Genomic DNA, 23,351 nt, shown 5'->3' with positions numbered 1-23,351 from the left:
AACCGTTATGGCAGACTATTATAGTTCTTAAAGCTGTTTCTGTTTGTATGTTCTAAAACTACCCGCTTAGTATTCCCCGTATCCAGTACACTTCTCATGCTAAATTTAGTTAGTGTACCGCAAGCCAGCTTTTTCATTACATTTTTTAAACCATCCGAAGTATAAATACCTCCAAAAGGCTCAGCAAATTCTGCTTGCTGGTACACGCAAAAATCAAATAACGGGTTAGCTTGGTAAACCTGAACAAGGCGGTTTAAAGTAGAAGTTTCCATCTCAATCATATCACAGGCCATCAACAAAAGGTCGCACTCCGGGTACTTTTGGTGTACACTTAACAACCCTTTTAAAGGACCTTCTACGGCAACTGTATCAACCACTAATTGCTCAGCAGAAAACAGCTTGCTATAGCTTTCTACTTGCATAGAATTCACAGAGACAACCACGGGAATCTGGAGTGCCAGTAGCTTTTGTTCAATAAATTTAGCCCAGTGTGTATCATGAATTGGTAACAGCCCCTTATCGCGCCCCATACGCTTGCTTTCACCACCGCTTAACACAACACCAAGAAACTTGTCCATTTAGTGTAATGGTTTACTTTTGTCAGAGTGTCCTAAACTTTTCTCCGGGTTTACCTTATCCCGAACTAATTGCTTCAGTTCTTTAATTTCCGGGAACCGCCCTTCTTCTTTACGGTCGAATATTTTCACATCATCTACCCTAATATTATAGCGCCCGTTCACCTCACTAGGCTGAATTAACACGCCATGTACATCATCAGTAAAAGTAGTTAACAGTTCCTGTGCCATATAAGCTGCACGTAACATCCAGCCGCATCTTGGGCAATATTCAATAGTTACTACTGGTTTCATAGTAAAAAAACTCTAGCTTTTTAGTTGATCGAACTCATACACATGCTTGTTAACATCACCTGTAACATCGTGGCAGTTACAGTTTCCGCCCCACTTTTTAGTTCCGTCTGTAAAGTACTCACATTTCCAGATAGGAACTTCATGTTTTATGCGATCAATAATATAGCGGTTCGCTGCATAGGCTTCGCTACGGTGCGGAGAGGCCGTAATTACCACCACTGCCGACTCCCCTACAGCTACCTTACCAGTTCGATGCTGGGCAACAGCTATATCAAGCGGCCACTTTGTTCTGGCCTCATTCAGAATGGCAGCTACCATTTTGGATGCCATAGATTCATGCGCTTCATATTCCAGGTAATCTACCGACATTCCGAGGTTGTTATCCCGCACTTCTCCACTAAACAACACAATAGCCCCTGCCTGCGGATGGTGCGCATCAGCAAAAAGACCTACTATATCTAAAGGAGTCTCTGAAATATATTTCATACTTGTAAAAGCTGCATACTAAAAACGTTTCGCCATATACTTAATTATATTTTACCTTAAGATGTTACCCTCCACTACTAGGCGGTATAACACTAATGGTATCGTTTTCTTTCAATTGATAATTCTGATCTACGAATTCATCATCTATAGCAAAACGACAAGTTTTAAGCATGTTACCAGCAGACGTATTAAGTTCTGTTAAATATTGTCTTAACTCAGTGACATTATCCACATCTTCTTTCAGCTCAAACTCTTTATCAAAATAATCTTTTAATGCTGCAAATACCTGTACTTTCATAATATGTATCTTTCTGCTTCTCTTAATCAGCCACCAATATGAAGCATACTTAGTTCGCTTCCTGTAAACTTTACTTTCTGCTTCTGCTTCATAGCCTGTTTCAGCTTCTGCTCCAATTCTTCTTCAGTTTCTATATTATTAATCGAAACTGGAAAATTACTGCTAAGGCAGCCATAAATATTCCCTTGAGCATCTAGCCGCAGACGGTTACAATCGTGGCAGAACGGCTCGCTTTCGTTGGCTACAATACCGAATACTTTTCCCTCGTCAGTTTGCCAATAGTTTGCCGTAGCCGATACCTTACGCGGGAGCCGCATAAAGTCATATTTAGACGCTATTGTTAAAAGTATATCTTCCTGAGTAAATAAATACTGATCTGCCTGGTTATGCAGGTGCCCCATTGCCATTACTTCCAGAAACCGGATAGGTATGTTCCGGTCGAAAGCGTAATCCAGCAGAGGAAGTATCTGCTCATGGTTAAGCCCCTTCAGAACCACTGAATTCAGTTTAACTTCTAAGCCACACTTCAAAGCTGTATCAATTCCTTTTAGCACCCGATCGACATGGCGGCGCTTACTCATCTTAAAGAAGGCTTCCTCATCCACTGCATCCAGCGACACATTTACAGACTGCAGCCCCGCCTCTTTCAGCAATGGTGCCATCCGATCCAGTAAATAAGCATTCGTCGTAATTTTTATGTGGGGAATACCAATTTCCCTTACACCCTCAACTACAGTGATAAGGTCGTGGTACAGCAAAGGTTCACCACCTGTAAAGCGAACAGTTTCCAGATTAAGCTGCTCATGCAATTGGGCAATTGATTTTAGAAAATGAGCGGCAGGCGTTTGGGCTTTCTTATCAACATTTATAGTAGCATCACCCACTGTACAATACACGCACCCAAGGTTACAGGTGCTTAGCAGGCTAACCCGTAAAGTCTTAAAAGTACGTCCGTATACATCGCCCAGATTCATCATAATTCAAAAATAAAATTTTACAGAAGTCGTTAAAAGCACAACTGCAAGAGGATTAACAGCTGCCCAAAGCAGAGACAGCCTAAACAGTCATCACTGCACCTTTAGCCACAGCAACACACGTAAAAAGGAATGATTTACTTAACGCATATGTGCTGCCAGTGTTACCAACGGATGTGCAAAGACCAACTGCTACTACAACTTTCCTTTGACTACTATAGCAGACTAAGAAACAAAAAATAAAATCACTCCTTATTTAAGCAGTCTTGCACTCTGTTGCACAACACGGCTATTAGTAAAGATAGTTCTTTTTTTGCCTTTAGAATAGCTCCTTATAACCTGCCATGCCAGAACCAAGAAAAATAAGGCTAAAATTTAGCGTAATGGTAACATACAAAAAAGGAAGGATATTAGACCTTTGTAAAGCTTAACCTAACCTATTCTGCTAGAACCAGACTTTCAGAAAGCTAAAAACAGTCTTATGCAATGCTGCATAAGACTGTTTTTAGCTTTCTGAAAGTCTGGTAAACCTGAGAGTTATCCTTCATCTATGATATAAGCACGAAGCTTTCCGTTAAGCAGGGCAAAATCTTCTTTGGGTGCATCGCATGTCGGACAATGATAGGTTGTAATAGTTTCAAATGAAGTACCTGCCTCCACCCCATTTAGCTCATCACCATACTCCTCATCATATACAGTTAAGCAGTGTTTACATTGATACACTTTGTCCAACTGCTTTTCCTCTGCCTTCATACTATTATCTTCCTCCAAATAAACAGGAACTGATACCACGTCTGTTCTGCTCTGTAGCTCATAGAAAATGTTACAAAGCTCAATCAAATCTGCAGCAAGCTCATCTTTGGGTACTCCTTTCTTGAAGCTTACAAAATCTTTTGAGTTTGGGTTAAAGCCCTTGGTATATAGCAGCTCAAAATGCTCTTCTGCCAGAGGGGTATCCCGAGCTATGTCCTGCTGCGTCCGAATAACAATAGAACCAAATAGACCAGTTTTAGGCTGTGTTTTTATGGCAAAACACAAGCGATAAGTTCTAATGTCTTCTTCGTTAAACTTACGGACAAGGTAGTTCTTCAATTTCAAACCATACTCACAAAGATCTTCTACCTGCCAGTTTAATTCATTTGAAGCATGTCTTACATTTATGCGGTACTTGCATAGCACGTTATCCCATAAGTCACGGTCAACGGATTCTATGCCCTTTATTACAATAGATTTCCAGGGTGTAGTGTACAGTTGGCCTATCCGGGTCTGGAGGCAGATTTTACACACATCTTTTAGAAAAGCCAGCGGGAAGAGCTCATCACGGCGGTAAATCCCAAGCCAGGTTTTGTTTCCGTAACGATTAAAGCCTTCGTAGTAAGGCAGCTTAAACTCGGGCAACTTTAAAGCATTGGAAATTGGCTGTATCACAAAATCACCTTCCGCACTAGCTTGCTTATGCAACAAATTACCATCTATTGCAGGCTGGTCATAAAACTTATCTTTGTTTGCGAAGATAAGTTCCTCCAGCAGCTTACTTAAACCAGGTATGTCTTCAGAATATACTAAAGAGGGCCAGTTGTAAATAATATTTGTCTTAGGAAACCGCACATACAGATACCAGTAGTTGCTGGTATCTGAGGCGACAAAATTAAAATTACCTGTAAAGAAGGGAAAGAATGTCTGGTTCTTATCTACCAGATTAATTTTTACCCGTGGCTTATAATCAAACAAATCAAGTATATCTTTATAAACTCCTTCCCTGAGCCATTCTGAGGTATAAAACACATCTTCAATGGCATAAGAGCTTAAGATATTAGGATGGTTGTCTTCATTCTGCTCATAAGACACATTAACACAGGCAAGGCCTTGCTTTAGCTCTTCTAGTCTGTCTTTAGCCACCGTAAAGTAAAGCTGCTGCCGATTGCCGAACCTGATGTTTTCTACACCTGCTTTCTCAGCAGCACTCAGAATATCGTATAAATCTCCGGCAGACACTATTCCCCCGACCAGGTTAATTTTAATAGTAGGTTTATGATAAATCATTCGTTCTCCTGTTTTTAGCTTACTTTCTCCAGCACATCTAGTAGTTTCAGACTATCTTCCAGAATCTGCTTTACTTCGGGCCTGCAGGAGCCACAGCCCGTACCAGCACCTGTAGCGGCACAAACTTGTTTTAAATTGGTACAGCCTTCTGCTATTTTCATGCGGATGTTTTCACTGCCTACACTGTTGCAGCTACAAACCAACTTGCCCAACACAGGCTCCGGCTTTTTACCGCTTCTCAGCAACTGCATGCGCTTATCGCTCAACTCAATCCTGTTCGAGATCAGCTCGCGGAACTCCTGGAACTCACTCTTATCACCAATGAGTATGGTACCAACCAGCCTGTCCTGATGAATAATACACTTCTTATAGTAGCGTTTGGCTTTGTCGATGAAGACAATCTCTTCGTAATTCTCTTCATCCGGGCTTTCCGCTAAACCAATACTACAAAGGTCGAACCCATGTATTTTAATGATGTTCATAAATGTGCTGCCTTCATAGTAGCTTGCAATGTCGCCATTCACGTACCTGGCTACGACATCTGCCTGTTGCTCTGCGGCAGCCGTAATACCATACAGCATTCCTTTAAACTCAGCAATCTCGCCTATAGCGTAAATATTGGGGTCACTTGTCTGCAGTCTTTCGTTTACCAGTACCCCACGTTTGCAATCCAGGCCACAGTCTCTTGCCAGTTCCAGGTTAGGCACCGTACCAATGGCAATAATCATGGCATCGCAATCAATTCTACGGCCACTCTTCAAACCTACACCTGTTAACTCAGACCGGCCATAATAAAGCTGAACCTCATCGTTAAAATAAAGGTCACAGCCCTGATCCTCCATTTCCTCCCGTAGAAGTTCACTCCCAAGTGGGTCCAACTGCCGGTCAAGAAAGCGGGAAATGCGTTGAATGATGGTAACTTTTGTACCTATCTCTCTTAAAGAAGCAGCCATTTCAAGACCCAGCAAACCTCCTCCTACTATCACTACATGAGATTCTTTCGGTAAATGCTTTTTAAAATTGTCGGCATCAGTACGGCTGCGCATGGTAAAGATACCTGGCAAAGCCGGCACATTCTTAGGTACTGCGGCACGGCTTCCTGTAGCCATAAGCAGGACATCGTACTCGGTTTTATCGCCCCTGGAGTCAACAACGAACTTATTTTCCCGGTCTACCTTCTCTACACTTATGCCTCTCAGCAAACGAATATTATATTCCGGCTCTTCCGAGTCCTTCATCTTTACCAACTGCTCCCACTCTTGCTGCCCGCTAATATAATCCGGCAGCATCACACGGTTATAGAAAGGGAAATCTTCTTTACTGAAGATGGTTATCTCATCGTCTTGGTTCAGTTCTCTATATGACTTCACAAAGCCATAAGCACCTGCTCCTGCACCAATAATTACAATGCGTTGGAACGGCTTCTTATATTTCTGCACATTTACGGCACAGTACTTAAAGTCTGGTTCTTTAGAGGTAGGATCCAGTACATGGCTGGTTACATTGTTGGCTCTATTCAGGTCGCTGCCCAATATTTTACCCCAATGCATCGGCAGGAACACGACTCCCTGTTTTATACTGGCTGAAAGCTTTGCTTTTACACGAACCTCTCCCCTCCTTGAGTTTACTACTACCAAATCATCTTCGGCAATTTGCAAATGCTCCGCATCGGCAGGGTTTATTTCCAGGAAGGCCTGTGAGATATGTTTTTTAAGTTTGTTTACCTTCCCTGTTTTGCTCATCGTGTGCCACTGGTCACGGATACGGCCTGTGGTAAGTATAAGCGGGAAGTCTTCATCTGTTCGCTCACTTCTGAAGGCAACAGGAACAGGGTGAATAACAGCCTTGGTAGACGGCGTGTAAAACACCTTATCTTCAAATAATCTGGAAGGACCCTCTACATTTTTGTTAGCTTTGTAAGGCCACTGCACTGATCTTTTCTCTTTCAGCACCTCATAACTAAGCCCTGAAATATCAATGTTGGTGCCTGCCGTTAAGCGTGCATGCTCCAGGTAAATGTCAGCAGACCTTGTGTAGTCGAACCCTTGATAGCCCATTTTTTGGGCAAAACGGCAAATAATTTCTGCATCAGGCAAGGCCTCTCCGGGTGGCTCCGATACTTTACTCAAGTAACTGATACGCCGTTCTGAGTTGGTCATTGTTCCTTCCTTTTCGGTCCAGGCAGCAGCTGGCAGAATTACGTCAGCATACTTCAGAGTTTCCGGTTTGCTGCTGATCTCCTGCACCACTACAAACTTCGCCTTCTTCAGCCCCTCTTCTGCTAGGCGCGCATTCGGCAAACTGGTCAGCGGGTTAGAGCACAAAATCCAGATAGCTTTTAAGCGACCGTCTGCCAGGGCTTCAAACATTTCGGTAGCTGTTAACCCTGGCTTTTCAGAGATGGTCGTTCCACCCCAAAACTGCTGCACCTCTTGCCGATGCACAGGGTTATTCAGGTTTCGATGTGCGGCTAACAGGTTAGACAAGCCACCTACTTCTCTCCCTCCCATGGCATTCGGTTGCCCTGTAAGGGAGAAAGGCCCGGAACCGGGCTTGCCAATGTGGCCCGTAATAAGACTAAGATTAATCAGGCTTAGGTTTTTATCGACACCAACAGCACTTTGGTTCAGGCCCATCGTCCACATAGAAATAAAGCCCTTTGCATTACCAATGTACTGCGCCGCCAGTTGGATGTCCTCTTCTCTTAAGCCACAAATTTGCGCCGCCTCAGACAAGGCACGCTCCAGCACAGCTTCTTTGTACTTCTCAAATCCTTCGGAGTGGTTCTGAATAAAATCAAGGTCAATATCTCCATTCTCGATCAGCAGGCGACCAATGGCATGATTAAGCACCACATCAGTACCCGGTTTAATCTGCAAATGCAGGTCAGCACTGGCGCAGGAGTCTGTGGCACGAGGGTCTACTACAACAATTTTAACCTCCGGATGAGCCGCTTTATGCGCCTCTACCCGCCTCCACAGAATAGGATGGCACCAGGCAGGATTAGCCCCGGTTACAAAAAAACAGTCTGCCAGTTCAATGTCATCGTAACAAATAGGAACACTATCTTCTCCCAAGGCCATTTTATAACCTGCCACCGCACTACTCATACATAACCTGGAGTTTGTGTCGATATTATTACTGCCAATAAAGCCTTTTATCAGCTTATTAATAACATAATACTCCTCAGTAAGACACTGGCCTGAAGCGTAAAACGCTACTGACTCCGGCCCGTATTTCTCTATAAAAGTTTTAAAGACAGCCGCTGTACGCTGCAGCGCTTCGTCCCAACCAACCCGCTGCATCGGCATATTTTTGTTATACCGCATCTGTGGGTAAAACAGGCGGTCACTTTTATCGTTTACCGTGTACTGCAGGTTAATGCCCTTGCTGCATAGCATGCCTTTATTTACAGGATAATCTTTATCACCCTCTACTGTAACGGCACCATTTTTCTCTTTTGTAACGACTACCCCACAACCTACACCACAATAGCAACAGGTGCTGGCAAAAGTATTATTTGGTTTGTTTACAGACATTTGGTTTAATAATCTTGGTTAAATAAGAGATTAAGCTCATCGCCGGGCCTAATCTTAATCTTTAGCACTACATCATTAGTTTACTGCTGGAGCTGTCTTGAAGGCGGGAGCAGGCTCCTTTCGTGGGCTTTTTTCAGAAACTTCTTTTTCAGCTAACAGTGAATCCATTTCTGCTCGGGCTTCTCTTTCCATTTCAGGTGAGAACTTTATGAATGACACCAACACAGAAGTACCCGCTACCACTAACCCGATAATAAATAATGCTTCCGGGTAAGACAGGTTATCTACTTTAAATAAGAAACCGGCAGCTACGGCACCGGCATTACCACCAGCTCCTACTATACCCGACACAGCACCCATGGCTTTCTTATTGATGAAAGGAACCACAGAAAATGTAGCCCCTTCTGACATTTGCGTAAACAGGCTGAATACTACCATTACCATAATCGAGATTGGCAGTACAGTCATCTGTGAGAAAGCAACTAAGGCTAGCCCCTCTAGTAGAATAACTCCTCCGAGAAACCAAACCCTTCCGGAAAGCCCCCATTTTATACCTGCTTTATCTCCGAATAAACCTCCAAGCGTACGGGCAAAAATGTTCATCAAGCCAAATAAGCCGGCTATCAAACCTGCAGTTTTCAGGCTAAGGTTAAAGTAGTCGTGGTAATAAATAGCAGCAATATTATTGATTGTTAACTCTATACCAAAGCAGGCACCGTACAACACGAACAGCACCCACACGCGGTAATCAGCAGCAGCTTTCCAGAAAGGAACTGTGTCTTTTTTCTTCTTAGCAATAGCAACATCAGATAGTTCAGAGAGGTTACCTGCCGGAGAGTCTTTGGTGCAGCTATAGTACAGAATGCCGCATATGATCATAGCAATACCAGGTACTACCATAGCATAACGCCAAGCTTGCGCTTCTACAAAGCCTAAACCTACAAAACCTGCAAAAATCAGTGGCATCACCATTTGTGTAACACCTCCTCCCAGGTTACCCCACCCGGCTGTGGTAGCGTTGGCAGTACCTACTACATTAGGAGCAAACATAATAGTAGTGTGGTATTGTGTGACCACGAAAGATGCTCCGATAACACCTATTGCTAAACGGAAAATCAGGAAAGACTCATAGCTGTTACTAAACCCGATCAGAATGACAGGCAGTGCTCCCAGTACCAGCAGGTAAGTGTAAGCAATGCGTGGCCCAATCTTATCACATAACCAACCAATAGCCAACCTGGCAATAATAGTGATCGCAACAGAAGAAATAATAATGTTCCCTATCTGGTCTTTTGTAAGATTCAGTTCTTCACGTACAACTGCCATTAAGGGCGCAATGCCAAACCACCCAAAGAAGCACAAGAAAAACGCTAACCACGAGAGGTGGAAAGTGCGCATCTGAACTGTTTTCAGGCTGAACAGGTTAATAGAAGTTGCTTTTCCTGCTGATGCTTTCATAATTAGTCTGAGTTTTACAAGTAATAAATTAAGGTATAAGATTATCTCTCTGCCCTTGCCGTAAGGCAACAACATTGTTCTGTAAGGGAATATGTACATAAGCCGAAGCTTATGATTACATTGCTTTAAATAAGGTTGGCTTAAAGGTTAGCATGAGCCATGCCCACTGGTTAAAAGTTTTACCAGACCTGCCTTTCAGCGCATCCATAGATTCGGTAGCGTATAGTTGGGAGTAACCAACTTTTAGATTGAAATCAGTACTTACATTCAAGTTGTACATCAGGTCCACCTCTTCTCCGAGGCGAGACGGTAATTTATTATTCCCTTCTTGTAAAGCATAAACAGTTGAGGGAGACTCAAAATGGTGCAGGTGCGCCAATAGCGAACCCTTATCGCTAAGCTTGAAATTGGTCTTGAAATAGACATCAACCAGCCCGGCTGTTTGGCCACCTTGCCCATGGTTGTTGCCTACATAGAAGTAGTCCATAAAGCCGTAGAAGCCGTGGTTGGTGCCATATAAGGGTGTAAAGGCTTTGTTATGCGTGTCAAAGGCATCAGAACCTGAAAGATAATCTACTCCTAAAGTCAGGGGTGTAAGCTTTGTTACATAAGTAGCATTTAAAGCCGCCAGATAAGCACGAACTGTTCTGCCTGCCGGGTCCTTACCTCCCTGAAAATAAAATTCACCACCTAACCTTACTGCTCCCAGGTTTTGCTCTGCCAGTATGCCATACGTCTGCCGGAAAAATACTGTAGAATCTGAGTCTCGCTGGCGGCCATCGTTAAAGAATAAGCCTGAAAATTTAGCAGTTCCTATGTCTTTGTGCAACCAGACGTACTGCATGATTTTATAATTATCTATTCCTCCATAAAAAGTGCCTTCCAGTTTGGTTGGCTCTAAAGCTATATTTTGATTGAAGGCTGCTCCAACGTGCACCGCGATGCCTGTGCTATCGGCGTACATCAGGCGAAAGGCATCATGGCTGCGACCTTGCTGCGCCCAGTCCAGATTGCCCAGAAAACGGGCATTGTCGTAGTTAAGCTCCTGGCGTCCCACTCTAATTGATAGCTGAGGCGTAAATAGGTACTCGCCATAGGCTTCGTACACATTAAACAAGCTTGGGTCTGTCTTATAAACCTGATTTGTAGCACCCCAAATCCGTACATCCTGCAACGACAGGCGCATACGAAGCTTGTCTTTCTGATAATCTGCATTCAGGCGGGAGCGTTGTTCTATAAAGAATGCAGCTGAACTTCCCTCCTGTCTTACAGATTTAAAACCGTCTCTTAGTTCTGCCCGAGGGCGCACTTCTGCCGATAGTGCAAACTGCCCGAAAGCCGTTTTAGAAACCATCAACACCAAACCTGCCAAAAGCAGCACTATACGGAAAGAAGTGCCTCTCATAGTTCAAAATCAACCAGACGATTAAAAGTTTATTCTATAGTTTTAGCTCTATTATATCAATGAATTCATAAATGGAATGAACTGTATATTTGTGTTCTGCTCTAGCTCTTCCTGGTCATGCGGATGAACACCTAGCCCATGAGCTGCTAAACCAGCGCGTATATCGCCGGAGCCATTTACAGAAATAGGCGTTACCCCAGGCGTTCCCTGGTTTATTCGGGCTGCAAAAAACTCTGTTAGTTTATGTTTTTTGCCACGAGTTTTCAGTATCGGAAAGTGGTACACTGGTTGGTTCTGTAAACCAAAACAGTAGTAGAAGTATGTTTCAATAAATAGAGTAAAGGCAACCAAGCATGAGAAGGGATTACCAGGTAAGGCAAAAACAATTCCTCCACCCGGAAGCTTCCCACAAAAAACTGGCTTTCCTGGCTTTATGGCTACCTTGTGAAACAGCTTTTCAACGCCCAGCTCTTCCAGTACCTGCGGCACATAATCCGCATCTCCGGCAGATACTCCTCCGCACATCACGATCATATCAAGATTCATTGCCTGCCGCAAGGTTTCTGTCAGATCATTTTTTGTATCTGGAATGTGCTTGCATAAGCTGGGCTTTATGTGCCATTTATTTAACAACCCTTTTAAAAGATGCTGATTACTGTTCCTTATCTGTATTTCTGAAACAGGGGCATCTATCGGCATTACCTCATCTCCTGTGGTAAACAGGGCCAGCTTAGGCAGCTTTTCAACCAAAAGCTTATGCTTTCCTACTGCTGCCAGCGAACTAGTAACAGAAGCGTTGCAGAGCGTTTGCGCAGGAATGATTACCTCGCTTTTTCTGATGTCTTCTCCCTTCCTGGCAATGTTCATGTAAGGTTTTACTGCATCAGCTATAAGCCTTACACGCCCCTGCTCTTCCTGTGCATCTTCTCTCCGGATGATAGCATTAGCCGAAGGAGGTACTGCAGCTCCCGTCATTATTTTATAGCAAGCACCCGGCTTCAGGTTATCCGTAAAAGATTGTCCTGCATAAATTACCTCCTGCACAATAAAGTCTCTTAAGCCTTTTTCCCAGTCTCTGCTATGAAAGGCATAGCCATCCATAGCGGCACGGTTAAAAGGAGGATAATCTCGGTCAGCACCTACAGCTTCTGTCAGCACCCTTCCCAAGGCATCATCTAAAGCAACTTCTTCATGCCCGAACGACTTTGCCAATGCCCTTATGATGTCTTGTGCTTTCTGGTAAGTGATCATTGGATTTTTGAAAGGTACGGCCATTCTAATGTCCTCCCCCTTTCATCATTTTTCTTGCATGAAACACAGCTGGCAAGATTGCTTCCAAAGATTCTTTTGCTCCATTAGAGCTTCCGGGCAAGGTAATAACTAATGTATTGGCAATAGCGCCTGCTACGCCACGGCTCATCATCGCTAAAGGAGTGCGCATCTGCCCGTGGGCACGCATTGCTTCAGCAATACCTTCGGCCTCCCGTTCTATTATTCCCTCTACCGCGCTAACTGTATTGTCGCGCGGTCCAAGTCCTGTACCTCCCGTCGTGAAAATAAAGTGAACATCTTCCGTTACCCACGCTTTTATCTGCTGCTGAATCTGCTCTTTATTGTCTGGCAGAATGGCATAGTGTTTCACATTAGCATTCACATCCTCCAGCATCTGCTTTATCAGTACACCACTTTTATCCTGACGCGTACCTTCAGCCGTTGAGTCGGAACAAACCAGTACAGCACAGGTAGGTGGCGTAGCAAAAAATCTGTTGCGGTCACTTTTACCGCCTCTTTTCTCTAATAGCCTGATATGGCCGATCTCCAACTGTTTATCAACTGGCTTCAGCATATCATAAATTTCAAGCGCAGCAACAGACACTGCCGTTAGCATTTCCATTTCTATACCTGTCCGGCCTATAGATTTTGCCTCTCCGGTAATCACGATTCCCTGCCTTTCGAAAACGGCTTCGCTGAATAGCTCTTCGTGCAGCGCTTTTTGCAAGAACTCAAAAGTTATCTGCATACCGTCGATGCCAACCGGGTGGCAGTGCGGGAGCAACTGCGGTGTAGCTTTAGCACCTAAGAAGCCAGCGGCTCTGGCTACATCAAATAAGTTTCCTTTCGGAAGCTCATCACTTTTAATAGTTTCAATTGTTTCCGGAGAGCAAAAAACCACTCCTATAGCTCTGGCTGTGCGAAGGGTAATTTGCTTATGGGTTATATCACGCATGTATCTTATGGTTTGTAATAATGTTAAAACGATTCTGTTCTCTAAAGATAGCAGAATCATTTTTGTTCATTACTCCAAACCGATATACACATCATCGCCTACAACCTTAACAGGGTAAGTTTTTATCTGATATTCATCTCCTGAAAGGCACTCCCCTGAGAGAAGTGAGAATGTTTTTTTGTGGAACGGACACGCTACCTTAGGCTCACATGCTTCTCCTGTACTACCAATCATGCCACGCGACAATACCATCTGCTGTTTGTGCGGGCACAGGTTCTGTGTGGCATACCACTCTCCACGGCGGGCAAAGTTAAAGACGGCAATCTGCTCATCGTTATACTTTACACATGCACCACCATCATGCGGCACATCATCTGTTTTACAAACTAAAACCCACTCAACTGCTGTAGCTATCTCTAGTTCCATGATCTTTTGAGTTATTTATAAGTTATTGAAATCTCTTTTGAATCTTTTGACTGCCCGTTTACCTGTTACCACTCCTTCGCCACTATCTGCTCTCTCATGGTGTTGAACTGCACTGTCGGGTCTTTTTCTTTTGGAGCGTTCACAAAGTGTGCAAATCGCTTTCTTAGGTCTGGGTTTTGTACCACTTCTTTCCACTCGCAACTGTACTTACCAACCAGTTCCTGCATTTCTGCCTCCAACTGGTCATTAATGCCTAAGCTATCGTTGATAATCACGTTCTTCAGGTAACTCATGCCTCCTTCCATTTTATTCAACCAGGTGGCGGTACGGGTTAAGGCATCGGCAGTACGGATATAGAACATCAGGAATCTATCGAGAAACTTTATACAAGTCTCTTTATCAATATCAGATGCCAGCAGTTGGGCGTGCTGTGGTTTGGATCCACCATTACCGCACACAAACAGGTTCCAACCTTTTTCTGTAGCTATGATGCCAAAGTCTTTGGCCTGTGCTTCTGCACATTCGCGCACACAACCACTTACACCACCTTTTAATTTATGAGGAGAGCGAAGGCCTTTATAACGTTCTTCCACCTCAATGGCAAAAGAAACACTATCATGCAAACCATAACGACACCAGGTACTGCCTACACAGCTCTTTACTGTTCGAAGTGATTTTCCGTAAGCATGACCACTTTCAAAGCCTGCATCTATCAGTTCCTCCCAAATATCCGGCAGGTCACTTAAGTGAGCACCGAACATATCAATGCGCTGACCTCCGGTAATTTTAGTGTACAAGCCGTACTTTTTAGCTACCTGCCCGATCACAATCAGTTTATCAGGAGTAATCTCACCACCAGGAATTCGTGGAACAACGGAATAGGTTCCTCCTTTCTGAATGTTAGCCAAGTACTTATCATTACTATCCTGTATCGGCTGCTGCTTCACAATTACATCGTTCCACAGGCTGGCCAGTATACTGGCTACAGGTGGTTTACATAACTCACAGCCATCGCCTTTACCAAAAAGGCCCAGTGCTTCGTCGTAAGTTTTAACATTGTTTATTTTGAGCAGGTCAAATAGTTCCTGGCGAGAATAATCGAAATGTTCGCAAATGGTGTTCTTTATGTAAGTACCATTTGCTTTTAGAGTATCTGTAATCAGGTCTTTTACAAGAGGAATACAACCACCGCAACCTGTTCCGGCTTTGTTGCATTTTTTCATTCCCTCTATGGTAGTAACACCCTGTTCATCTACGGCAGAACAAATGGCGCCTTTAGTAACAGCTTCACAAGAGCAAATCAGTGCCTCGTCTGGCAATGCCATCACACCGGCACTTGTACTGGCCTCTCCACCTCTGGCACCTAATATAAGGTCTTCGGGGTTTGGCGGCAGCACTATTTTGTTGTTTACTGTTTGTAACAGAATATTATAAGCATCGGCATCACCGATAAGAATACCACCTAACAGGTATTTACCATCGTTACTGATGTTAACACGCTTATAAACCCCTTTATGCTTGTCTTCAAAAACAATTGCTCGGCTATCTGGCTCGGCTACAAAAGGATCTCCAAAACTTGCCACATCTACACCAATCAGTTTAAGCTTGGTGCTCATATCATAGCCTCTAAACGATCTCTCGCCCTCGCAAATATGAGTGGCTACTACTTCAGCCATTTCGTACCCCGGGGCAACAAGGCCATAGATCATTCCATCGTATAAGGCACACTCACCAATGGCAAATATGCTCTCATCACTGGTCTGCATTTTCTCATTTACGACAATACCACCTCGTGTTCCTGTTTCAAGGCCAGCCAGTTTTGCCAATTCATCGCGCGGACGAATTCCGGCTGAAATAACCAGCATGTCAACCTCAAGTGAAGTCTCATCAGCAAACTGCAAAGCTTCTACTTTATCTTCACCTATTATATTGCTTGTGGTTTTTTGTAAGTGCATTTGCAAGCCCAGCAACTCCAACTTAGACTGCAGCATTCTGCTTCCGGCTGAATCTATCTGCCTTGGCATCAGGCGTGGAGCAAACTCTACTACATGTGTTTCCTCTACGCCCAGGTCTATTAGTGCTTTTGCCGCCTCCAGACCGAGCAAGCCGCCTCCCAACACAGCTCCCTTTCTTGCTTTTTTAGCGTATGCCTTTATCAGCTCCAGGTCTTCTATGGTACGGTACACAAATACGCCATTTTTTTCTACACCAGGTATGTTTGGCACAAAAGGAGACGAACCTGTTGCCAATACCAGGTAATCGTAAGACTGTGTAATACCACTTAAAGCATGTACTGTTTTTTCGCTGGTGTTAATATCTTGTATGGTATCTCCTAAGTGTAATGTGACACCATTGTCCAGGTACCAGTCTTTATGAGACATAGATAAGTCTTCTGCAGACTTACCATTAAAGTACTCACTTAAATGCACCCTATCGTACGCACGACGAGGCTCTTCACCAAACACAACAACATTAAAGGAAGATGCTTTTGCTATAAGTTTCTCACAAAACTTATACCCTACCATTCCATTTCCGACTACAACAACAGTTGGGCGATACAGCTGAGACATAATAACTAAGATAAAGTGTTAAAGTAATGTGTTTCGCGAAGCATTTATAAACAGAATAAATGCATTTCCAAAATTTAATATTAACAATAAACAATATTTAATAGAAGTATTAAATATTGTTTAAAACTAATGTTACACTATTAATATTTTTAATAATCACTTCAACAAGTTATCAATTATTAATCATATTATCAAAAATACATCTGTTTTATTATCGAAAACACAAGTAATAAAACATTACGCTTAACACTTTTAAATATAATTTTTCAAATAAAATAAAATATACAAAAGAAGTAAGAGAAATAAATCGGTTAGGTAAAATTTTAAAAGATGAAACAGCTTTTAATGATTTTACAACTTTTAATGCCACTTCTTAAGAGACATTGTTCCATAAAAGCAGCAGAAGCAGAGATAAAAATCAGAAAATACTTGCTTAGGCAAAAATCAACTCAGCTATAACAGGAGACGAATATTTTGTAGAATATTAATACTATGACCGGCAAAACAAAAAAAATGTTTCAAGTAAAAAAATAACAACACCAACTATAAACACACACACACATCTTTATAACACCCATCATTATTATAGGGGCAAAACCAACAAAATAACGATTATTAAAACACTACCCTTTAAAAACAACACCCATACTTACATAAAAAACACTACAACCTAAAACAAACAAGACATAACAAGAGGCGCAAAAGCACAAATAAATACAATTAACACCCTAATAATTGCTAGCCTATCAGCTTTAAAGGTGCCTATAAGTTGGTAGAGATAACAGAACACCACAGCTCTAAGGTAAAGGTGATCGTAAAAACTACTGCTTATGCCTTAGAAAATAGATTTTAGAATTCTAATATTGGCAAAGAAAAGGTAATTTTAAGGCCTACGTGGTTTTCACTTTATGTCTGATCGAACAATACTACCAGAATTATATGTAATGGGGGCCGGCCCTGGCGACCCTGAGTTAATCACTGTAAAGGGTTATAGAATTCTACAGCAGGCAGAGGTAGTGTTATACGACAACCTGGCCAACAAAGCTTTATTAGATCTTACAAAAGAGGAATGCGAAAAAATATACGTGGGCAAGCAGCCTTATGGGGCGTACACTCCCCAGGAAGCTATACATGAACTGATTAAAGAAAAGGCTTTCAGTAAGGGGATGGTAGTTCGGCTAAAAGGTGGTGACCCTTTTATTTTTGGCAGAGGCTACGAAGAAATTTTGTTTGCCAGAGAACATGGCATTAAGACTTACTATATTCCTGGCATAACCAGCATGCAAGCTACAGGTTTTGAAGACATTCCACTAACACACAGAGCAGTAAGTGAGGGCATTTGGGTGCTGACTGGCACGAAGAAAGATGGTTCTTTGTCTAAAGACCTTCGCCTGGCTATGCAGAGCAATTCTACTGTTGTTATTTATATGGGTATGAAAAAAGCTCCTGATATTGCTGCTACCTATATTCAGGCTGGTAATGGTGACATGCCTGCTGCTGTAATTCAGCATGCTTCTCTTCCACACAAGAAATCGGTTGTAGGTAAAGTTAAAGACTTGCCGGAGCTAATACAGCAAAACAAACTGACTCATCCTGCCATCATTATTATCGGTAAAGTAATCACAGTAGAACACGGCCCCCAATAGAAAAACACACAGCTTATTGTATGTATGGGTTAGAACTACTTTTAGTCTCTCTTATCAGTATTAAAGTTTATGGCTTTGAAGCTATCTACTGCGGAACTTTGCTGAAAAGCTTTTCTACACCTTCGGCTATTTGCTCTTGTATTTCAGAACTTTTCCGGGGAAGAACCCCTTCTGCCGTGCCTCTCCATACCAGTTCATTTTGAGCATTATCAACCAAGTGAACAGAAACAGTTCCTTCCCTGTAGCGCCCTACTTCCACTTCTCGGCTTCTCCAGGTGTAGCGACGTTGTCCAATGTACTGCGGCGGGTCAGTTACTATATTGGTTTCCCTTGTCTGTACCTCTTCGTTTACTACAATACCTAAATTAATAAGCAAATCAGGTTGGTCAGTAGCTGGCGTTAAGCCTCGTCGTTGCAACTGTTGTGCAATCTCTGATTTCATGTACTCTACCTGTTGCTGATAACCTGAACTAAGGGCCTCTCCCGAAGCATCTACATCAAAAAAAGCAAAGGTCTGGTAGTTTGACAAGTGAAAATCTGCGGCGGCAGGCTCTGTATTTACCTGAACACGCGGAGAGCAGCTTACATTTATAAAAAGCAGCACATTAAAAAATAGCAGGAGGTACAGTTTCATATTCAGTTAACGTAAATCAGCAAAATGAAGCATTATGCACGAGTTGATACATGCTTCACAACTATATAAATGCTATACGTCAACTAAAGCCTATGTGGATAAAAGGAAAAACTCACATCACCAGGTTTCCCTACATCTTCCCTGCTGGGGTAGTGTGGCTTCCTTTAAAACAGCAACAGCCGGAAGGTTAGTCCCTTCCGGCTGTTTTTCATATAAAAGTCCTCTAAAACTTCTATCTAATCTCTTTAATAAAGCCGACACCTGCAGTATTGTTGCTTTGTTCGCTGATCAGGATAAAAGCACCGTTGGTCTTGTTCTGCTCATAGGTATCAGCAAAGATTTCTTTTGCCAGTTTAAGTTCTACCTGCGCAATTTCATTTAGCTTCAGTTCATCTACAGTCTCCGTTTCGGTAAGGTTAGCCACATCTACCTTGTTGGTAACTGAAAGAACTTTTGCTTTTACTCTGTTCACACCATGCTGAAGCAGGAACATCTGGCCAGGACGAAGTGAAGTATGGTCGAGCCAGGTTACTGTAGCAGCTATCTGCTTTGTTAGCGAAGGCATATCGTCTGCTGCAGCTAACATGTCGCCACGGCTAATGTCAATATCATCTGTTAAAAGCACGTTTACAGATTCGCCTTGTGCTGCCTCTGTTAAAGACTCACCAAAACGCTCTACTGCTTGCACCTGTGTTTCCAGGCCGCTAGGCAATACTTTTACGGCAAGCCCAGATTTTATTTTACCAGAAGCCACTTTACCGGCATAAGCTCTGTAGTCGTGTAGCTGCTCACTCATTGGCCGAATAACCATTTGCACCGGCATCCGGAATGGGTATTCTCTCAGATCTGCTTCTACATTGATATTCTCCAAGAGGTTAAGTAGCGGTTCTCCATCATACCAGGCCATCGCATCAGAAGGAGTAACAATATTTTCTCCCATTAAAGAAGAAATTGGAATAAAGTCAATCTCCTGACCTTCGAATCGCACTTTATCTGCATAAGCCATAAACTGCTCTTTCACCTGATTAAAGCTTTCTTCGCTAAAGCCCACCAAATCCATTTTGTTGATGCAGACAATAACATGCTTTATGCGAAGCAGGCTAGCAATGTAAAAGTGACGGTAGGTCTGGTCTACGACACCATTACGTGCATCAATCAAGATAAGCGACACCTGTGCATTGCTGGCACCAGTAACCATGTTCCGGGTATACTCAAAGTGGCCGGGCGTATCAGCTATAATATACTTGCGTTTAGCAGTAGCAAAATAAATATGTGCTACGTCTATCGTAATGCCCTGCTCACGCTCGGCAATCAGGCCATCTGTAAGTAACGAAAGATCTAAAAAACCAAGCCCTTTACGTTGGCTGGCCGCTTCTATCGCTGCCAGTTTATCTTCAGTAACTGATTTTGTCTCGTATAATAATCTGCCAATCAGGGTGCTTTTTCCATCGTCCACACTACCGGCAGTTGTAATCTTCAAAATATCCATTGTATTGGGTAAGGTAAATTCTAGAAATAGCCTTGCTGCTTACGTTTTTCCATGGCAGCCTCTGATCTTTTATCGTCAATCCGGGCTCCTCTTTCAGAGATAGTGGCAGCCAGAATCTCTCCAATTACATCTTCCAGGTCAGAAGCCTCAGAGTCTACTGCGGCAGTACAAGTCATATCGCCCACAGTTCTGAAACGGACAATTTTCTTAAACACTTGCTCATCATCAGACTTATAAACAAATGGGCTGTATGGCCAGATCATGCCATCACGCTCAAATACTTCACGCTCATGCGCAAAATAGATAGTAGGCAGTTCTAAGTTCTCTCTCCTGATGTAGTTCCAAACATCAAGCTCCGTCCAGTTACTGATTGGAAAAGCTCTTACGTTTTCGCCTAAGTTAACCTTACCGTTAAGCATGTCAAACAGCTCTGGGCGCTGACGCTTTGCATCCCATTGACCAAAATCATCCCGCACGGAAAAAATACGCTCTTTTGCTCTGGCTTTTTCTTCATCACGGCGGGCACCACCAATACAGGCATCAAATTTCAACTCTTCAATGGCATCCAGCAGCGTTATAGTCTGCAACGTGTTGCGGCTTGAGTATTTACCGCTCTCCTCTACGGCCTTCTTCTGATCGATAGAGTCCTGTACATAACGCACCTCCAGTCGCAAGTCAAACTTTTTCACCAGCCAGTCTCTGAAAGCTATTGTTTCAGGAAAGTTATGGCCAGTATCGATGTGCAGTAAAGGGAAAGGCACTTTAGCCGGGAAGAATGCTTTACGTGCCAAATGCACAAGTGTAATAGAGTCTTTACCACCAGAGAATAGCAGCGCCGGACGCTCAAATTGGGCAGCTACCTCACGAATGATATAGATGGCCTCGTCTTCCAGTTGCTGTGGGAAGTGATTTTTATTCATTATACTATAACTATGCTGTTGCTTTCTGTTCTGTTTCTTTTTGTTGAAAATGATTTTCGTGCAGGCCACACTCTTTTTTAGAAGATTCCCACCACCAACGTCCGGCTCTTAAGTCTTCGCCTTCCATAATGGCTCTTGTACAAGGAGCACAACCAATGCTAATAAAGCCTTTGTCGTGCAGCGAGTTATAAGGCACCTTATTTTCTTTCAGGTAGTTAATCATCTCTTCAAAAGACCAGTTTAAAATCGGCTGGTATTTGATCACCTGGTTTCCCTCGTCCCACTCCAGCGTGTGCATGTGCTGCCTGTTGCCACTTTGCCCTGAGCGAAGCCCTGTAACCCATACCTGGGCACCTTGTAGAGCTCTTTTCAAGGGCTGTACTTTACGCACAAAGCAGCACTGTTTGCGATCTTCTACAGAGTTGTAGAAGCCATTTACACCTTTTTCAGAAACATACTTTTCCACTTGCTCTGCATCCGGGAAATATGTCTTGATGTTCAGTTTATATTTAGTAGTAGTGGTTGCCAGCAAATCGTATGTTTCACTAAAAAGCCGGCCTGTATCCAGGGTAAAGATATTAACAGGAATATTATTTTTAGCAACCATATGTGTGATTACCTGGTCTTCCTGCCCCAAGGCAGTGGAGAACACTACTTTACCCGGAAATCTCTGCGCTAACAGGCCCAGACTTTCTACAGCAGAAAGGCCTTCCAGTTCGCTACGCAGTTCATCTATAATATTAGACTGATTCATTATCGTCTTGTTATCCATATTTAAGAATCCTCAAAATTGCTGCCACTTATTTAAAAACAACTATTATTTTTCAGCGACGAACAAGCAGAGGGTTACAAACTAACTCGTCCCATTTATAAAGAAAAAAACAGTCTCTAAAGTTTCCTGTTTAAACTTTTCTTTATGTACAGGCTATGCACCCTCCTGGAATTCTATTCAATACACATTCATAAAATGTTGTTACAAAAGTATTCAAAGAATAAGTAAAATGCATCCATTAAATGCAAGACCAGAATACGTATAAATACAAATAACTGACAAACAATATTATACAAATAAAAATAGCTTCGGAGTATTTTATAATTCCAGCCTAAACAACTCATCTACTATTCTGGATTTCCAGAATAGGCTGATATAGCAACAATAAGAAGGCGCTGCACAATAGCCTACTCAGAAAGCCTGCTATAGGTCATGTTATTTTGTTGTAAAACATCCTTAAGGAAACAACAGAACTCATAAAGCTGATTCCCAGGATAGCATAATGGCATTGTTACAACGTAAACCGCAATAGCAAAATGATGCCTAAGTAACTTAGTTAAAATAACAGTAGCTATATAAATTATTTAAACCACCCTGATTAAGTGTAGAAATGTGTAACTTTACCACTCAGGGTTATTCCGCACAAATAGTCCTCGTTATTGTTTTTTTACCAGACATAATCTTTAACAGCAAATTTGCAGAGTCATTACAAGGCTAATCATGAGCACAACAGCACAACATTTACAAAAACACAGACAAAGAATTATAGAAACCTGGATGAAAAACCAACTGACTGATGCGGCACTTCGTGACGACTTAATGTCTAATGATGAGCTACGAAGCCAGTCAGATGAATTATTAACGGCACTTTTACGCGCTTTTAATTCCGGCAATTTCGATGACGTATATTCCTCAGATTATGATCAGGTAATAGAAATACTGAATGACATTTCTATTACGCGTGCTCGTCAGGGCTTTTCGCCACGCGAAACAGGGCAGTATGTCATCAGTTTGAAAAAGGCGGTAAACGAAGTACTGGAAGAAGAGTTAAAGGATGATCCTGGCGCCTTATATCAGGAAACCCGCAAAACGGACTCAGTACTGGACAGCCTTTCTATGATAACTTTTGAAACGTTCATTAAAGGGCGCGAAGAAGTAATATTCCGACAAACTGACGAAATAAACGAGATATCAACACCTGTTATACGTGTTTGGGATGGTATTCTTGCTTTGCCTATTATAGGTACGCTGGATAGTGCCCGTACGCAAATTGTAATGGAGAACCTGCTACAGGAAATAGTAAACACAGGCAGCAGCATTGCCATTCTGGATATTTCAGGTGTGCCAGCCGTAGACTCTCTGGTAGCTCAGCATCTAATTAAAACCGTAAGTGCTACTCGCCTGATGGGGGCAGAGTGTATCATAAGCGGAATACGTGCAGAAATTGCACAGACAATAGTGCATTTGGGTATAGACCTGTCAAACATAAAAACAAAAGCAACACTTGCCAGTGCTTTGCAACTTGCCTTCAGCATGACCAATGTTGAGGTTAGAAAAATAAACAGAAACGCGGGTTTTAAGTTGATGAAGTAAAA

The 23,351-nt window shown here is 42.7% G+C and carries 19 protein-coding genes; 2 read left to right on the top strand and 17 right to left on the bottom strand.

Annotated features, from left to right (window positions below):
• Positions 1-5: 5 nt before the first annotated feature.
• From mobA to nirB, 13 genes are all read right to left on the bottom strand, one after another.
• Positions 6-578 carry a molybdenum cofactor guanylyltransferase gene (gene mobA, locus LN995_RS13650; protein WP_229961640.1) on the bottom strand — a complete coding sequence of 191 codons (573 nt, stop codon included), beginning with the start codon at positions 576-578 and terminating at the stop codon, positions 6-8.
• A complete protein-coding gene (locus tag LN995_RS13645; protein ID WP_229961639.1) occupies positions 579-869 on the bottom strand; it encodes a SelT/SelW/SelH family protein in 291 nt (96 codons plus the stop codon).
• Between the two features lie 12 nt (positions 870-881).
• Positions 882-1,355, bottom strand: a complete 474-nt coding sequence (locus LN995_RS13640) for a molybdenum cofactor biosynthesis protein MoaE (RefSeq protein WP_229961638.1) — start codon at positions 1,353-1,355, stop codon at positions 882-884.
• Positions 1,356-1,419: 64 nt separating this feature from the next.
• A complete protein-coding gene (locus LN995_RS13635) occupies positions 1,420-1,653 on the bottom strand; it encodes a MoaD/ThiS family protein (RefSeq protein WP_229961637.1) in 234 nt (77 codons plus the stop codon).
• 26 nt (positions 1,654-1,679) lie between these two features.
• On the bottom strand, positions 1,680-2,630 hold the full coding sequence (locus LN995_RS13630) for a GTP 3',8-cyclase MoaA (protein WP_229961636.1): 951 nt from the start codon (positions 2,628-2,630) through the stop codon (positions 1,680-1,682).
• 534 nt (positions 2,631-3,164) lie between these two features.
• Complete coding sequence (locus LN995_RS13625) at positions 3,165-4,670, bottom strand: rubredoxin domain-containing protein (RefSeq protein WP_229961635.1); 1,506 nt, start codon at positions 4,668-4,670, stop codon at positions 3,165-3,167.
• Positions 4,671-4,684: 14 nt separating this feature from the next.
• On the bottom strand, positions 4,685-8,209 hold the full coding sequence (locus LN995_RS13620) for a nitrate reductase (RefSeq protein WP_229961634.1): 3,525 nt from the start codon (positions 8,207-8,209) through the stop codon (positions 4,685-4,687).
• 75 nt (positions 8,210-8,284) lie between these two features.
• Positions 8,285-9,667 (bottom strand): MFS transporter, encoded by a 1,383-nt coding sequence (locus tag LN995_RS13615; RefSeq protein WP_229961633.1) that lies wholly within the window; start codon positions 9,665-9,667, stop codon positions 8,285-8,287.
• A gap of 115 nt (positions 9,668-9,782) precedes the next feature.
• Positions 9,783-11,072 (bottom strand): alginate export family protein, encoded by a 1,290-nt coding sequence (locus LN995_RS13610; RefSeq protein ID WP_229961632.1) that lies wholly within the window; start codon positions 11,070-11,072, stop codon positions 9,783-9,785.
• 51 nt (positions 11,073-11,123) lie between these two features.
• Positions 11,124-12,347: a molybdopterin molybdotransferase MoeA gene (locus LN995_RS13605; RefSeq protein WP_229961631.1), complete on the bottom strand. Its 1,224-nt coding sequence runs from the start codon at positions 12,345-12,347 to the stop codon at positions 11,124-11,126.
• 1 nt (position 12,348) lies between these two features.
• Complete coding sequence (gene moaCB, locus LN995_RS13600) at positions 12,349-13,299, bottom strand: bifunctional molybdenum cofactor biosynthesis protein MoaC/MoaB (protein WP_229961630.1); 951 nt, start codon at positions 13,297-13,299, stop codon at positions 12,349-12,351.
• A gap of 69 nt (positions 13,300-13,368) precedes the next feature.
• The gene (gene nirD, locus LN995_RS13595) at positions 13,369-13,725 is read right to left on the bottom strand and encodes a nitrite reductase small subunit NirD (protein WP_229961629.1); all 357 of its coding nucleotides are present in this window, start codon (positions 13,723-13,725) and stop codon (positions 13,369-13,371) included.
• A 65-nt stretch (positions 13,726-13,790) separates the two neighbouring features.
• The gene (gene nirB, locus LN995_RS13590; RefSeq protein WP_229961628.1) at positions 13,791-16,295 is read right to left on the bottom strand and encodes a nitrite reductase large subunit NirB; all 2,505 of its coding nucleotides are present in this window, start codon (positions 16,293-16,295) and stop codon (positions 13,791-13,793) included.
• A 908-nt stretch (positions 16,296-17,203) separates the two neighbouring features.
• Here nirB and cobA point away from each other — a divergent pair.
• Positions 17,204-17,941: a uroporphyrinogen-III C-methyltransferase gene (gene cobA, locus LN995_RS13585; protein WP_229961627.1), complete on the top strand. Its 738-nt coding sequence runs from the start codon at positions 17,204-17,206 to the stop codon at positions 17,939-17,941.
• Positions 17,942-18,026: 85 nt separating this feature from the next.
• Here the strand turns inward: cobA and LN995_RS13580 are convergent, their stop codons facing one another.
• The 4 genes from LN995_RS13580 to LN995_RS13565 form a co-directional block, all read right to left on the bottom strand.
• Positions 18,027-18,575, bottom strand: a complete 549-nt coding sequence (locus tag LN995_RS13580) for a DUF4136 domain-containing protein (protein WP_229961626.1) — start codon at positions 18,573-18,575, stop codon at positions 18,027-18,029.
• Between the two features lie 232 nt (positions 18,576-18,807).
• Entirely contained in the window at positions 18,808-20,064 is a 1,257-nt protein-coding gene (locus LN995_RS13575) for a sulfate adenylyltransferase subunit 1 (protein WP_229961625.1), read from the bottom strand.
• A gap of 20 nt (positions 20,065-20,084) precedes the next feature.
• Complete coding sequence (gene cysD, locus LN995_RS13570; protein ID WP_229961624.1) at positions 20,085-20,984, bottom strand: sulfate adenylyltransferase subunit CysD; 900 nt, start codon at positions 20,982-20,984, stop codon at positions 20,085-20,087.
• A 10-nt stretch (positions 20,985-20,994) separates the two neighbouring features.
• Positions 20,995-21,756 (bottom strand): phosphoadenylyl-sulfate reductase, encoded by a 762-nt coding sequence (locus LN995_RS13565; protein ID WP_377470217.1) that lies wholly within the window; start codon positions 21,754-21,756, stop codon positions 20,995-20,997.
• 720 nt (positions 21,757-22,476) lie between these two features.
• Here LN995_RS13565 and LN995_RS13560 point away from each other — a divergent pair.
• Complete coding sequence (locus tag LN995_RS13560) at positions 22,477-23,349, top strand: STAS domain-containing protein (RefSeq protein WP_262910489.1); 873 nt, start codon at positions 22,477-22,479, stop codon at positions 23,347-23,349.
• The last annotated feature ends 2 nt before the right edge of the window (positions 23,350-23,351 follow it).

The organism is Pontibacter silvestris (assembly GCF_020907275.1).
GTDB lineage: Bacteria > Bacteroidota > Bacteroidia > Cytophagales > Hymenobacteraceae > Pontibacter > Pontibacter silvestris.
Note: the sequence above shows the minus strand (reverse complement) of the source record. Positions and strands in the feature narration are given on the sequence as shown.